This is a genomic window from Achromobacter sp. SIMBA_011, assembly GCF_046535435.1.
In the GTDB taxonomy this organism is placed as follows: Bacteria; Pseudomonadota; Gammaproteobacteria; order Burkholderiales; family Burkholderiaceae_B; genus Achromobacter; species Achromobacter dolens.
Genome location: NZ_JAWRWN010000001.1, coordinates 569,289 through 581,306, shown reverse-complemented (window position 1 = coordinate 581,306; position 12,018 = coordinate 569,289). Strand labels below are relative to the sequence as shown.

Sequence of the window (12,018 nt, the reverse complement as noted above, 5' to 3'; positions counted from 1 at the left end):
TCCTTTTTCGTGAGAGCCATGCCAACCCAAGACACCGCCCTGCATTTCCGAGAAGCCCGCGAACTCGCCCGCGCCATCCGCGCGGGAGAACTGAGTTCGCGCCAGGTCACCACCCATTTCCTGGATCGCATTGCCCGCGCGGCCGACCTGGCCGCATACAGCGAGGTGACGGCGGAACGCGCATTGGCCCAGGCCGACGCCGCCGATCGCCTGCTGGCGGCCGGCATTTCGATGGGCCCGCTGCACGGCGTGCCGGTGGCGGTGAAGGACAGCGTGCAATGGGCCGGCACCACCGCCAGCGGCGGCTCGCAGACCCGCCGCGGCGTGGTCAGCGATGAAACCGCCACCGCCGTGCGCGGCCTGGCGGCGCACGGCATGGTGGTCCTGGGCAAGACCCGCATGACTGAATTCGCGTTCGGCCTGTCGGGCCAGAACCCGACCCAGGGCACCGCCCGCAATCCCTGGGACGCGGCCACTCCGCGCGCGCCGGGCGGCTCGTCCAGCGGCGCCGGCGTCGCGGTGGCGGCCGGCCTGGCCCCGCTGGCGCTGGGCGGCGACACGGGCGGCTCGGTGCGCGCCCCCGCGGCGCTCAACGGGGTGGTTGGCTACAAGCCGTCCTCGGGCCTCATCAGCCGCGCCGGCTGCCTGCCGCTGTCCGAGACTCTGGATGTGCTGGGCCCCATCGCCCGCAGCGTGGCCGATGCACGCCTGTTGACGCAGGTGCTGGCCGGTCCGGATATCGACGATGTCGCCACGCTGGACGTCTCCGCCGCCAGCATCGCCGCGCTGCGACGCCCGGCTCCGCGCCGCGGCGGCGCCATCGCGGTGCTGGCGCCTCAGGCCTGGCCCGCGGCATTGGCCGACGAGGGCCTGCGGATCTGGCACGAGGCGCAGGAACGGCTGGACCAGGCCGGCGTCACGCCCTCGACCTGGCATCCGCCGGCGTCGCTGTCGTTCGCGCGCATGGCGGACGACAACTCGCTGGTGCTGGCCTACGAGGCCTACCGCCATTTCGGCCACCTGGCCGAGGACCCGGCGCAGCCGCTCTGGGAAGTCGTGCGCGCGCGCATCGCCGCCGGCGGCCGCATCGCGCCGGCCGACTACGCTGCCGCGCTGCAACGGCGGCAGGCCGACATGGCCACGTTCGCCGCCGCCATGCAGGGGATCGACGCCTTGCTGATGCCGGCCTGCGACCAGGCCGCACAGGCCTTGGACGCTGCCGACGTGCGCCACGCAGGCCTGGGCAGACTGTTGCGTCCCGCCAACTTCCTGGGCGCGGCGGCCATCGCGCTGCCGGCCGGGTTCGACGCCGACGGCATGCCGATGGCGGTGCAATTGCTGGCGCCCGCCGGCGCCGATGCCGCGCTATTGGACTGCGCCGCGGCGCTGGAACGCATCCTGGCGCCAGTCATGCGCACCCCCGACCTCTCGGCCTGGGACCTCTGACCCGGCCAGCGCCGTCCAAAAGAAAACGCCCCTGCATGCAGGGGCGTCTTGCCAGGCGGGGAGGATCAGGCCGACTTCTTCAGGGCCTGGACCTTGTCCGTGGCCTCCCACGAGAACTCCGGCTCGGAACGGCCGAAGTGGCCATACGCGGCGGTCTTGGTGTAGATCGGGCGCAGCAGGTCCAGCATGTTGACGATGCCCTTCGGACGCAGGTCGAAGTGCTCGCGCACCAGCTTGGCGATCTGGTCGTCGGGAATGACGCCGGTGCCTTCGGTGTAGACGGTGATGTTGATGGGCTCGGCCACACCGATGGCGTAGCTGACCTGCACCTGGCACTGGCGCGCCAGGCCGGCGGCCACGATGTTCTTGGCCACGTAGCGGGCAGCGTAGGCGGCCGAACGGTCGACCTTGGACGGATCCTTGCCCGAGAACGCGCCGCCACCGTGCGGGCAAGCGCCGCCGTAGGTGTCGACGATGATCTTGCGGCCGGTCAGGCCGCAGTCACCTTGCGGACCGCCGATGACGAAGCGGCCGGTCGGGTTGACCAGGAACTTGGTCTTGGGCGTGATCAGGCCTTCGGGGAAGCTGGGCTTGATGATGTCTTCGATGACCGCTTCGCGGATCGTCTCTTGCGTGACGTCCGGCGCGTGCTGGGTCGACAGCACCACCGTGTCGACTTCCGCCGGGCGGCCGTCGATATAGCGGAAGGTGACTTGCGACTTGGCGTCGGGACGCAGCCACGGCAGGCGGCCGTCCTTGCGCAGTTCGCTCTGGCGCTGCACCAGGCGGTGCGCGTACCAGATCGGGGCCGGCATCAGGTCGGGCGTTTCGTCGCAGGCATAGCCGAACATCAGGCCCTGGTCGCCCGCGCCCTGGTTCAGATAGTCTTCCGAGCTGCGGTCCACGCCCTGGGCGATGTCGGGCGACTGCTTGTCGTAGGCGACCAGCACCGCGCAACCCTTGTAGTCGATGCCGTACTCGGTGTTGTCGTAGCCGATGCGGCGGATCGTGTCGCGCGCGACCTGGATGTAATCGACGTTGGCGGTGGTGGTGATTTCACCTGCCAGCACGACCAGGCCGGTGTTGCACAGGGTTTCCGCCGCCACGCGGGCGTTGGGGTCCTGGGTGAAGATGGCGTCCAGAATCGCGTCGGAAACCTGGTCGGCTACCTTGTCGGGATGGCCTTCGGAAACGGATTCGGAGGTGAAGAGAAAGTCGTTGTTGGCCACAGATGCGTCCTTTGATGTCCGGTACAGCCGGAGCATAGGTTCACGAGGCGCGTTGCACCCCGGACTGCATGGAATACGCTGATCTGGGCGCGACGCTTTAGCGGATTTGGCAAGCGACGCATGACGCGCCGGGATCCTGCCGTCGCCCCGCAAGTTGTCGGTTAACTCGGCGACTGACCGATTTTAAGCGAAAATGCGGTTCTTATGCTTGTGCCGCGGGTGGGGTCTTTCACCCGAGTACCGGCACCACCATGCCCGTAATCACTCATTTGCCGCATGCTGCTCGTCCTGTTTCGCCTGTTCGCTTCCCTGCCCTTGCCCGCCGCGCACGCGCTGGGGCGTCTGCTCGGGCGCATCGCGTATGCGTTTCCCGGCAAGTACCGGCGCCGCCTGCGCGCCAACGCGACGCAGGCCGGCTACCCCGACGCGGCCTTCGCCCGGCGCGCGGCCGGCGAGGCCGGCGCCATGATCCTGGAAATGCCGCGGGTCTGGTTCCGCAATGAACAAAGCCTGGCCAAGGTCGTGTCCGACGACAACGCCGTGGTGGACGCGGCCCGCGCCGAAAACCGCGGCATCCTGTTCCTGACCCCCCACCTGGGCTGTTTCGAGATCACCGCCCGCTACCTGGCGCGCCTGATGCCCATGACGGTGATGTTCCGTCCGCCGCGCAAGGACATCCTGGCGCCGCTGCTGGAAACCGCGCGCAACGGGTCCGCGGTCAACGCCGTGCCGGCCACCATGCAGGGCGTGCGGGAATTCGTGCGGGCCCTGCGGCGCGGCGAGTCGGTCGGCATGCTCCCCGACCAGGCCCCGGGCGTCGGCGATGGCGTGTGGGCGCCATTTTTCGGACGCATGGCCTACACCATGACCCTGCCCGGCAAGCTGGCCACCCAGACCGGCGTCCCCATCATCCTCACCGCCGGCGAACGACTGCCGGGCGGCCGCGGCTGGCGCATCCATTATGTGCGGGTGCCCGAGCCGCTGCCGACCGACCCCCAGGCCCAGGCCGCGCTGCTCAACGCCGCCATGGAAACCCTGATCCGCCGCTGCCCGCAGCAGTATCTCTGGAGCTACAACCGCTACAAGACCCCGCGCGGCGCCCCGCCCGCCCCCGTTGACGACGCGGCCCCCGCGCCCCAATGAAGCCGACGCCCGCCCCTGCGCCGCCCTGGTCCAAAGCTCCTACCTGTCCATGAAAGAATCCAAAACGCGCACGCTGGTCAATCTGCTGAAATGGTTCGGCCGCATGCGGCCATCCACGCGGCTACGCATCGGCGCCGCGCTCGGCTGGCTGGCCATGCGCCTGGCCAAATCGCGCACCCGCATCGTGCGCCGCAATCTCGAACTGTGCTTTCCCGAGCAACCCGAGCAAGTGCGCGAGCGCTGGGTGCGCGAACACTTCCGGGCGCTGGCGCAATCCATCGTCGACCGGGGCGTGCTGTGGTACGGCACGCCCGAAGCCATCAAGGACATGGTCACGCAGAGCGGCGCCGAGCGCATCAATGAACTGACCGCGCAGGGCCGAGCAGTGATCCTGCTGGCGCCGCACTTCATCGGCCTGGACGCGGCCGCCACCCGCCTCACCATGGAAGTGCCGAGCGCGGCCACCATGTACACGCCGCAGAGCGACCCGCACATCGACGCGGTGGTGGCCGCCGGACGCGCCCGCTTCAACGAGGTGTTCCTGGTCAGCCGCAAGGATGGCGTGCGTGAACTGATCCGCCACCTGCGCGCGCCGCGGCCGGTGTACTACCTGCCCGACATGGACTTCGGCCGCCAGGGCGCGGTGTTCGCGCCGTTTTTCGGCGTGCAGGCGGCGACGCTGCTGGCCACCGCGCAACTGGCCAAGAAATGGGACGCGGCGGTATTGCCGATCCTGGACTTCTGGAACCCGGAAACCGGGCGCTATCACGCGGAAGTCCTGCCGCCGCTGGAGAATTTCCCCGGCGACGACTCGCTGGAAGAGGCCACCGCGCGCCTGAACCGCGAACTGGAAGCCTGGGTGCGCCGCTGCCCCAGCCAATACTACTGGGTGCACCGCCGCTTCAAGACCCGGCCGCCGGGCGAACCCAAGATCTACTGACGCGCATCCAGGATCTCCCCCCGGGGCCGCGCCAAGGCGGTTTCCCCGGCCAGAATGGGCGATAATCCCCCCATGAACTGGAACTTCACCAAAATGCATGGCGCGGGCAACGATTTCGTCGTCCTGGACGGGGTCCGCCAGGCCATCGAGATGACGCCCGAGCGCGCCCGCGCGCTGGGCGATCGCCACTTCGGCATCGGCGCCGACCAGATCCTGCTGGTCGAACGCGCCACCCGGCCCGACGCCGACTTCCGCTACCGCATCTTCAACTCCGACGGCAGCGAAGTCGAACACTGCGGCAACGGCGCCCGCTGCTTCGTGCGCTTCGTGCACGAACAGGGCCTGTCCGACCGCAACCCGCTGCGCGCAGAGATCGCCACCGGCATCCTGGTGCTGGACGAGGGTGACGACGAGCAGGTCACGGTCGACATGGGCAGCACCCGCTTCGACCCGGCCGCCTTGCCGTTCGACACCTCCGGGCTCGCCTCCCGCACCGAAGGCCAGGATACCCTGTGGGAGCTGGAACTCGACGTGCCCGCCGGCCTGCCGCGCAGCGTGGCCCTGTCGGCCGTGGCCATCTCCAACCCGCACGCCGTGCAGGTGGTGGACGACGTCGACACCGCGCCCGTCGCCCTCGTCGGTCCGCTGATCGAAAACCACCCGCGCTTCGCCCGCCGCGTCAACGCCGGCTTCATGCAGATCGTCGATCGCCACAACATTCGCCTGCGCGTGCACGAACGCGGCGCCGGCGAGACGCTGGCCTGCGGCACCGGCGCCTGCGCCGCCGTGGCGGCCGGCATCCGACGCGGCCTGCTCGATTCCCCGGTGCGCGTGCAGACGCGCGGCGGCGTGCTGACCATCGCCTGGAATGGCGATCAGTTGCGCATGACCGGCCCGGCCGAATCCGTCTTCACGGGCCAGGTCGATATCGACAAGCTCGTCTTCTCCATGGCGCTGAACCGATAACCCCATGACCGATACCGCTTTCACCGCCCAGGACATCGCCGCCTTCCTGCAGGAACACCCCGGCTTCTTCGACCAGCACGCCGACGTCTTCGCCACGCTGCAGGTGCCGCATCCGCACGGCTCGCGCGCCATCTCGCTGGGCGAGCGCCAGATCCTCACGCTGCGCGAACGCAATCGCGAACTCGAATGGCGCCTGAACGAGCTGGTGCGCAACGCCACCGCCAACGAAACCATCGGCGGCCACATCTCCAAGTGGTGCTGCCGCCTGCTGTCCGAACCGGATCCGCAATTGGTGCCTGGCGAGATCGCCCTCGGCCTGGCCGAACAATTCGACCTGAACCACGTGGCGTTGCGCCTGTGGAACCTGCCGGAACTGCCCGACACCGGCTACGGCGAACCCGTCAGCCAGGACGTGCGCACCTTCACCGACAGTCTGAAGACGCCTTATTGCGGCACCGACACGGCCTTCGAGGCGGTCGCCTGGCTGGACGCCAAGCCCAAGTCGCTGGCGCTGGTGCCGCTACGCCTGGAAGCCGACGGCGCCAGCGTCGGCCTGCTGGTGCTGGGTTCCGACGACCCCGAACGCTTCACGCCCGAGATGGGCACCGCGTTCCTCGAATCCATCGGCCAGTTGGCCTCGGCCGCGCTGCACCGGTTGAACCCGGCCGCGCCCAAGGCCTGAGCCGACCATGACGGCAGGGGCCCCGGAACTCGCCATGCCAACGCAAGCGCCGGACGCCCCCCTGCCCGATCCGATGGCCGCCTGGCTGCGCCATCTGGAAAGCAATCGCCGCTATTCGCCCCACACGCTGGACGGCTACCGGCGCGAGCTGCGTTTCCTGATCGAACTGGCCGAACGCGCCAAGCTGCCGCTCGACAAGCTCGGCAATGGCCATATCCGCCAGTTCGTTGCCCGGCTGCATGCGCAGGGCCGCGGCCCGCGCAGCCTGGCGCGCACGCTGGCGGCCTGGCGCGGCTTCTATCAATGGTGGGCCCCAGCGATCGGCCTGGCCGGCAACCCGGTGGCTGGCGTGCGCGCGCCCAAGGCGCCGCGCGGCCTGCCCAAGGCCCTGTCGGTGGAACAGACCCAGGCCTTGCTCGACCGCGCTCCGGCCAAGGTGGCCACCGAGCCGGCCGACCTGCGCGACCAGGCCATGTTCGAGCTGCTGTATTCCAGCGGCCTGCGCCTGTCGGAGCTGGTCGGACTGGACCTGCGCTACACGCGCTCGCCCGACCATGAATCGCGCGGCTGGCTCAGCCTGGAAGAGGCCGAGGTGATCGTGCTGGGCAAGGGCGGCAAGCGCCGCTCGGTGCCGGTGGGCCAGGCCGCACTGGCGGCGCTGCGGCGCTGGATCGACGTACGCGGGCAGTTGGCGCCGCCGGCCGCATCCGCCGACGATGCCGCCGCGCTGTTCCTTGGCGCCCGTGGCCGGCGTATTTCGCCGCGCGTGGTGCAACTGCAACTTGCCCGGATCGCGCAGGCCGCCGGTCTGCCGACCCACGTGCACCCGCACGTGCTGCGCCACAGCTTCGCCAGCCACGTGCTGCAATCGGCGCAGGACCTGCGCGCCGTGCAGGAAATGCTGGGCCACGCCAACATCTCGACCACCCAGATCTATACCCGGCTGGACTTCCAACACCTGGCGCGAGCCTACGACCAGGCCCATCCGCGCGCGGGCCGCAAATCCTGAACGCGGCGGCGCTTCAGCCGCCGCCGGCCAGCATGCCGCCCAACAGCAGCACGCCCAGCGCCAGCACCGCCAGCGCCGCCAAGGCTTCCACCCCGTAACGCAAGCGCGCCGCCGCGACGCCCGACAGGCGCGCGCCCAGCGCATTGGCCGCGCCGCCGGCCGCGACCGCCAGGCAGGCCAGCGCCGCCACCGTCAGGCCCGTGCCCAGGCCCATCGCCAGGGCCGAAGCCACCCCGGCGAGAAAGAATCCCTGAGACAGCGCGAACACCAGCACGATCAGCGCGCCGCTGCAGGGCCGCAAGCCCACCGCGAAGATCGCCGACCAGGCGCGGCGCCAGTTCAACGGCCCCGTCACCTGCTCTGGCGGCGGCACATGGGCATGGCCGCAGCCGCAATCGTCGTGATGGTCATGCGGATGAACATGCGCGTCGCCATGGACCCCGCCCCGAGAAATCGGCGCCGGCGCCTGGATCGCAATGGCGCGCAAGGCCGCGGCCCCCTTCAGGGCCGGCGCCGCCGCGGCGGGCGACGCGGCCACCGCGGCCACGCGGGCCGGACGCCGCCGCAACAACGGCCGGATCGCCTTGACCCAGACCAGCCACGCGCCCAGCAGGGTCACCAGCCCATACGAGGCCAGCTCCAGCCAGCGCGTGGCCTGGTTCATCGCCGCGGCCGTGGCGTTGAACACCAGCGCCAGCACCGCCACCATGGCGATCGCCACCAGCGCCTGCACCAGCGACGACACCAACGCCAGCAGCGCGCCGTTGCGCGCGGTCTGGCGGTTGGCCAGCACATAGGAGGAAATCACCGCCTTGCCATGGCCCGGGCCGAGCGCATGGAACACGCCGTAGGCGAACGACAGCCCGATCAGCAGCCACCCGCCGCCATCGGCCTGCCAGGCGCGCACGGCCGCCGTCAACTGCCGGTAGAAATGGGTCTGCCACACCGAGACCTGGCCGAAGAAACCCGCCAGCCAGCCCGGACCGGCGAGGCCGGCGCCGCTCTCCGGCACGCCGAAAGGATGCGCGCCCTGCGCGTCGGCCAGGCCGGCCCATGCCATCGCGGCCAGCGCCACCAGCCACGCCAGCGCGGCCGCGGGACGCCGCCCTACGAGCATTGCACCTCGATGCGATGCGTCAGGCCCTTGGTGATGGCGAAAAGCTCTTCCGGCAGCGCGTCCGGATCGGCCGGGATCGCGGCCAGTTGCTGCATGGTGTTCCAATCCAGTTCCTTGGGCTTGCGGTAAGCCTGCTTGCACGCCGCCGCGCCGGGTCCGCCCAGCGCGACCGCCCCCTTGTCGTCGAAGGCGTAGGCCACGAAGTAGGTCGGGTCGTAGATGTCCACCTGCGCGCCCGCGGCGTCCAGCGCGGCGGGCTCGGCCAGCGGCAGCGTAAACGCCAGTGACAGCCGGCCGGTCTTGGCGTTCCAGGTCACGCGCGCGTCGCGCGGCGCGGCGAACACCGCGCTCTTGCCCGCCACGGTGACCCGCGTGAAGTAATGCGACACCGGTTCGCCCAGCGCCTTCATCCAATCCTGCGCCATGCCTTTCAGGGTGTCCTCGGGCAAGGCCCCGCCCTTGCCCTTCTTGAGACCTTGCGTGGCATAGGCGCCAAACATCTCGTCGAACAGCCAGACCTGCCGCACCGCCGTCACGCGATGCTGCTCGTCCAGGTCGATGACGGCGCGGGCGTCGATCCACATATGCGGGTGCGCGGCGGCGGCGTTGGCCGCCAGCGCTCCCGCCACTGCGATCAGGGCTGCAAGGCCGCGGCGAGTTGACGAACGTTCCATTCAAACATTTCCAGGTAGGTGGCGCCAGGCTGCCCGGGCTTGGACAGGGCGTCGGAATACAGCGTACCACCCACCTTCGCGCCCGTTTCGCGCGCGATCTGCTGCACCAGCCGCGGGCTGGTGATGTTCTCGATGAACACCGCCGGGACCTTCTCGCGCTTGACCTGCTCGATGATGCGGGCCACGTCGCCCGCGGAGGGCTCGGCCTCGGTCGAGACGCCCATCGCCGCGATGAAGCTCACGCCATAGGCATCGCCGAAATAACCGAAGGCGTCATGCGAAGTGACCACCTTGCGGCGCTCCTGCGGAATCGCCGCGAAGGTCTTGCGCACGGCCGCGTCCGCCGCCTGCACGCGGGCGATATAGGCGTCGGCGCGCTTGCGATAGGCGTCGGCACGGGCCGGGTCGGCGGCCGCCAGGCCGTCGGCCACGTTGCGCGCGTAGATGACGCCGTTGGCCAGGTTCTGCCAGGCATGCGGATCGGCGTCGTGGTGGTGATGGCCGCCCCCGTCGTGGGCATGGCCATGATCGTGGTCCTTGTCGCCATGCTGGTCACCGTGCCCGTCGCCATGGCCGGCGAACTTGCGCGGCGTCACGCCCTTTGACGCGACCACGGTCGGCCCGGCGAAGCCGGAGGCCTTGACCAGGCGCGGCAGCCAGGCCTCGAAGTCCAGGCCGTTGACGAACAGCACCTTGGCGGCCGCCAGCTTCTTGGCGTCGGCGGGCGTGGGTTCGTATTCGTGGGCATCGCCGTCCGGGCCCACCAGCGTGCTCACCTGAACGTCGGCGCCGCCGACTTCCTGCACGATGTCGCCCAGGATCGAAAAGCTGGCAACGACCGGCAACGGCTCGGCCGCGTGCGCCGAGCCGAAAGCGGCGGACAGCCACAGGCCGGCCGCGGCCAGCATGACACGGCGGCGCGCCAGCGCCGGGAAGAGGGAAGGCATGGTGAATCTCCTTGAGGGTTCAGGCCCGGCGCGAAACGCGCGGCGCCCGCAGCAGCCCGCCATGCGGACCGCAGACGATGGAAAACAGGTAACAGACGCCGGCGGCCAGGATGATGGCGGGCGAGGCCGGCACATTGAAGTGGTAGGACACCAGCAGGCCGGCGACCGAGGCGGCCACGCCGATGCCGGCGGCCAGCGGCAATTGGCCGGCGGCGGACCGCAACCAGAAGCGGGCCGCGGCGGCCGGCAGCATCATGATGCCGACCACCATCAAGGTGCCCAGCACCTGGAAGCCGGCCACCAGGTTCACCACCACCAGCACCAGGAAGATCATGTGGACCCAGCCGCCGCGGCCGCCGCTGGCGCGCAGGAAAGCCGGATCCAGGCACTCCGCCACCAGCAGGCGGTAGAGCGCGGCCAGCGCCAGCAGCGAAACGCTGGCCGTGATGGAGACCAGCAGCAACGACGCGTCGTCCAGCCCGAGCACCGTGCCGAACAGCACGTGCAGCAGGTCCATGTTCGAGCCGCGCAGCGATACCAGCAACACCCCCAGCCCCAGCGAGATCAGGTAGAAGGCGGCGAAGCTGGCGTCCTCGCGCAGCGGCGTCAGGCGCGCCACCAGTCCGGCCAGCAGGGCCACCACCAGGCCGGTGGCGATGCCGCCCAGCATCATGGCCCACAGCGACAGGCCCGACAGCAGAAAGCCGGCCGCCACGCCCGGCAGGATGGCGTGCGACATGGCATCGCCCATCAGGCTCATACGCCGCAGCACCAGGAACACGCCCAGCGGCGCCGCGCCGAGCGACAGCGAGCACGCGCCGGCCAGCGCGCGCCGCATGAAGCCGTAATCGATGAAGGGCGACACGACCCACTGCGACGCGCTCATGCGTAGGCCCTCGCGTGCCATTGACGCGCCGTCTTCAGGTGGGCGTCGGTCAGGACCGACTGCGTGTCGCCCCAGGCCACCACGGATCCCGACAGCAGCAGGCACTGCGGGAAGTGCTCGCGCACCATGTCCATGTCGTGCAGCACCGCGATCACCGAGCGGCCCTGGCCGTGCAGGCCGCACAGCAACGCCATCAGGTCGTCCGCGGTATGGCTGTCGACGGCGGTGAACGGTTCGTCCAGCAGCAGCACCGGCGCGTCCTGCACCAGCATGCGGGCGAACAGGGTACGCTGCATCTGGCCGCCCGACAGCGTATCCACGCCGCGGCCGGCCATGTCCGCCAGGCCCACGGTTTCCAGCGCCTGCATGCAACGGTCGAGTTCGTCACCACCGTAGCGCCGCCACCCGCCAACCCGGCGCCAGGCGCCCAGGGCCACCAGGTCGAGCACCGTCACGGGAAAGGCGCGGTCCAGTTCGGCGGCCTGCGGCAGCCAGGCCAGCTCGGCGCGGCCGGCGCCGCCGATGCTGACGCGGCCCGACATCGGCCGCAGTACGCCCATGATGCCCTTGACCAGGGTCGATTTGCCCGCGCCATTGGGCCCGATCACGGCGGTCATGGCGCCCGGCTCGAAGCGGCCCGAGACGCCGCGCAGCGCCGCGTGCCCGTGCCACCCGAAGGAGGCGTTGTGCAGCTCGATGGCGACCGGGGCGGCGCTCACCGCGGCCACCAGTCCAGCGCCCAGCCGGTCAGCGCCCACAGCGCGGCGACCGCCACCAGGGCGAAGGCCATCCGGCGCCAGGCGGATACGAGGAAGGCGGAACGGAACGACGCGCGGAGCCGCGGCGCGGCGCCGGGCCGCGGAGGCAGGAGCGAAAAATGGGACATGACGGCGGCAAACGGTAAAACAGCATTATGTTATATCATATCTAAATCGGCTTGAATCGACGGCTTTTGCCCGCACCTGGATGTTTTCTGCTA

The 12,018-nt window shown here is 70.1% G+C and carries 13 protein-coding genes; 6 read left to right on the top strand and 7 right to left on the bottom strand.

Features of this window, described 5'->3' with window-relative positions; genetic code table 11:
* Positions 1-18: 18 nt before the first annotated feature.
* Positions 19-1,446: an amidase gene (locus SB816_RS02760; protein WP_054500329.1), complete on the top strand. Its 1,428-nt coding sequence runs from the start codon at positions 19-21 to the stop codon at positions 1,444-1,446.
* A gap of 65 nt (positions 1,447-1,511) precedes the next feature.
* Here the strand turns inward: SB816_RS02760 and metK are convergent, their stop codons facing one another.
* The gene (gene metK / locus SB816_RS02755) at positions 1,512-2,675 is read right to left on the bottom strand and encodes a methionine adenosyltransferase (protein WP_049077057.1); all 1,164 of its coding nucleotides are present in this window, start codon (positions 2,673-2,675) and stop codon (positions 1,512-1,514) included.
* 276 nt (positions 2,676-2,951) lie between these two features.
* On the opposite strand from metK, the gene SB816_RS02750 reads away from it, so the two are divergent.
* Genes SB816_RS02750 through xerC form a run of 5 tightly spaced genes read left to right on the top strand, consistent with a single transcriptional unit; the run spans position 2,952 to position 7,415 of the window.
* Complete coding sequence (locus tag SB816_RS02750) at positions 2,952-3,818, top strand: lysophospholipid acyltransferase family protein (RefSeq protein ID WP_054500328.1); 867 nt, start codon at positions 2,952-2,954, stop codon at positions 3,816-3,818.
* A gap of 49 nt (positions 3,819-3,867) precedes the next feature.
* A complete protein-coding gene (locus SB816_RS02745) occupies positions 3,868-4,758 on the top strand; it encodes a lysophospholipid acyltransferase family protein (protein WP_054500327.1) in 891 nt (296 codons plus the stop codon).
* A gap of 54 nt (positions 4,759-4,812) precedes the next feature.
* Entirely contained in the window at positions 4,813-5,724 is a 912-nt protein-coding gene (gene dapF / locus SB816_RS02740; protein ID WP_116793400.1) for a diaminopimelate epimerase, read from the top strand.
* A 4-nt stretch (positions 5,725-5,728) separates the two neighbouring features.
* On the top strand, positions 5,729-6,406 hold the full coding sequence (locus tag SB816_RS02735; protein ID WP_116793399.1) for a DUF484 family protein: 678 nt from the start codon (positions 5,729-5,731) through the stop codon (positions 6,404-6,406).
* A gap of 34 nt (positions 6,407-6,440) precedes the next feature.
* The gene (gene xerC / locus SB816_RS02730; RefSeq protein WP_410546473.1) at positions 6,441-7,415 is read left to right on the top strand and encodes a tyrosine recombinase XerC; all 975 of its coding nucleotides are present in this window, start codon (positions 6,441-6,443) and stop codon (positions 7,413-7,415) included.
* A 13-nt stretch (positions 7,416-7,428) separates the two neighbouring features.
* Here the strand turns inward: xerC and SB816_RS02725 are convergent, their stop codons facing one another.
* Genes SB816_RS02725 through SB816_RS02700 form a run of 6 tightly spaced genes read right to left on the bottom strand, consistent with a single transcriptional unit; the run spans position 7,429 to position 11,925 of the window.
* Positions 7,429-8,532: a nickel/cobalt transporter gene (locus SB816_RS02725; protein ID WP_410546472.1), complete on the bottom strand. Its 1,104-nt coding sequence runs from the start codon at positions 8,530-8,532 to the stop codon at positions 7,429-7,431.
* Positions 8,523-9,206 carry a DUF1007 family protein gene (locus tag SB816_RS02720; RefSeq protein WP_410546471.1) on the bottom strand — a complete coding sequence of 228 codons (684 nt, stop codon included), beginning with the start codon at positions 9,204-9,206 and terminating at the stop codon, positions 8,523-8,525. The genes SB816_RS02725 and SB816_RS02720 overlap by 10 nt, the downstream gene beginning before the upstream one ends.
* Positions 9,167-10,114 (bottom strand): metal ABC transporter substrate-binding protein, encoded by a 948-nt coding sequence (locus SB816_RS02715; RefSeq protein WP_167517688.1) that lies wholly within the window; start codon positions 10,112-10,114, stop codon positions 9,167-9,169. The genes SB816_RS02720 and SB816_RS02715 overlap by 40 nt, the downstream gene beginning before the upstream one ends.
* Before the next feature lie 58 nt (positions 10,115-10,172).
* On the bottom strand, positions 10,173-11,039 hold the full coding sequence (locus SB816_RS02710) for a metal ABC transporter permease (protein WP_144656002.1): 867 nt from the start codon (positions 11,037-11,039) through the stop codon (positions 10,173-10,175).
* A complete protein-coding gene (locus SB816_RS02705; protein ID WP_081273351.1) occupies positions 11,036-11,758 on the bottom strand; it encodes a metal ABC transporter ATP-binding protein in 723 nt (240 codons plus the stop codon). Before SB816_RS02705 ends, SB816_RS02710 begins: the two co-directional genes overlap by 4 nt.
* The gene (locus tag SB816_RS02700; RefSeq protein WP_167517671.1) at positions 11,755-11,925 is read right to left on the bottom strand and encodes a hypothetical protein; all 171 of its coding nucleotides are present in this window, start codon (positions 11,923-11,925) and stop codon (positions 11,755-11,757) included. The genes SB816_RS02705 and SB816_RS02700 overlap by 4 nt, the downstream gene beginning before the upstream one ends.
* Positions 11,926-12,018 lie beyond the last annotated feature (93 nt).

What these genes read in the sequence shown, in the direction of transcription:
- SB816_RS02720 (WP_410546471.1), bottom strand. Translation starts at nt 9,206, where the DNA reads ATGGAACGTTCGTCAACTCGCCGCGGCCTTGCAGCCCTGATCGCAGTG.
- dapF (WP_116793400.1), top strand. Translation starts at nt 4,813, where the DNA reads ATGGGCGATAATCCCCCCATGAACTGGAACTTCACCAAAATGCATGGC.
- SB816_RS02750 (WP_054500328.1), top strand. Translation starts at nt 2,952, where the DNA reads ATGCTGCTCGTCCTGTTTCGCCTGTTCGCTTCCCTGCCCTTGCCCGCC.
- SB816_RS02745 (WP_054500327.1), top strand. Translation starts at nt 3,868, where the DNA reads ATGAAAGAATCCAAAACGCGCACGCTGGTCAATCTGCTGAAATGGTTC.
- SB816_RS02735 (WP_116793399.1), top strand. Translation starts at nt 5,729, where the DNA reads ATGACCGATACCGCTTTCACCGCCCAGGACATCGCCGCCTTCCTGCAG.
- xerC (WP_410546473.1), top strand. Translation starts at nt 6,441, where the DNA reads ATGCCAACGCAAGCGCCGGACGCCCCCCTGCCCGATCCGATGGCCGCC.
- SB816_RS02715 (WP_167517688.1), bottom strand. Translation starts at nt 10,114, where the DNA reads ATGCTGGCCGCGGCCGGCCTGTGGCTGTCCGCCGCTTTCGGCTCGGCG.
- SB816_RS02760 (WP_054500329.1), top strand. Translation starts at nt 19, where the DNA reads ATGCCAACCCAAGACACCGCCCTGCATTTCCGAGAAGCCCGCGAACTC.
- SB816_RS02710 (WP_144656002.1), bottom strand. Translation starts at nt 11,039, where the DNA reads ATGAGCGCGTCGCAGTGGGTCGTGTCGCCCTTCATCGATTACGGCTTC.
- SB816_RS02725 (WP_410546472.1), bottom strand. Translation starts at nt 8,532, where the DNA reads ATGCTCGTAGGGCGGCGTCCCGCGGCCGCGCTGGCGTGGCTGGTGGCG.
- SB816_RS02700 (WP_167517671.1), bottom strand. Translation starts at nt 11,925, where the DNA reads ATGTCCCATTTTTCGCTCCTGCCTCCGCGGCCCGGCGCCGCGCCGCGG.